We start from the raw sequence: 1,020 nt of genomic DNA, 5'->3' as shown, positions 1-1,020 counted from the left end.
GCACTTACCTTTATCTATAAAGACTTTTAGATTTAATCAGCAAGCCCTAATTAGATGGTGAGTAGGGAGTAGGGGAGTAGGGGAGTTAGGGAGATAGGGAGATGGGGAGATGGGGAGATCGAGAAATATTTGGTAATGGTTGAAGATAGAACATTTTTTTATACCGAATTAAACGGATTTGATATAAGCTATGAAAAACAGTAAAATTTTTAAGAATTTACATAACTCAATAATTCCTGTTTCAAAGCTATTATTACTTTTTCATATTCACTATCAAGCTCTAAGACCAAATCCATTCCCTCAGTTATTAATTCAGAACCAGGTAAATTTGCTAATTTATCACATAAAATAGGAATATTTATTGCTCCAATGTTAGAACTATAAACACCCAAAAGTTGAGTATACTGTTTCAATTTTTTTGTTGAATTAATAGCAATTGCATTTAAAATTTGTTCCATATAATGAGCGACATTTTTTAAATAATCCTCAATCATTTTAGCGATAACATCATTTGCATTTGTGCCTGATGATTGGCGAATAGAATCTAAAACTGTTAAATCTAAAACTGAGTGCTGAATATGATTAATAGAATTACTGAAAGTATCAGCGGAAATATTTTCAGTGACAGAAGTTACTTCAGAAGTCTCAACTGAGTGATTAATAGAATTACTGAAAGTATCAGCGGAAATATTTTCAGTGACAGAAGTTACTTCAGAAGTCTCAACTGAATTACTGAAAGTATTAGCAGAAATATCTTCAGTGACAGAAGTTACTTCAGCAGTTGGCAAATCAATATTATTACGAGATTTAAAATTAATTAAATATCGCTTAAATTCTTCGTACTCATTTTCGAGTGTAGGAAAAATTTCTGCTGCTCCTATGGTAGTATCTGCTCGTCCCAAATTTTCCAACTGATGACATATATTTCCCATAGTAACTGCTCCCAGATTACCACTACTAGAACGCATGGTATGAGCTGCCGATCGTAATGCCTTAGGATCATTAGTAGTAATTGCTTCT

Annotated in this window: 1 protein-coding gene; it reads right to left on the bottom strand. The window is 32.5% G+C overall.

The genetic code is table 11. The features are described 5' to 3' along the window. Window positions 1–209: 209 nt before the first annotated feature. On the bottom strand, window positions 210–1,020 hold an 811-nt coding region (locus tag F6K13_RS34735; RefSeq protein ID WP_287290191.1), incomplete at its 5' end, for an Hpt domain-containing protein.

This window comes from Okeania sp. SIO2B9 (assembly GCF_010672505.1).
Taxonomy (GTDB): domain Bacteria; phylum Cyanobacteriota; class Cyanobacteriia; order Cyanobacteriales; family Microcoleaceae; genus Okeania; species Okeania hirsuta.
Note: the sequence above shows the minus strand (reverse complement) of the source record. Positions and strands in the feature narration are given on the sequence as shown.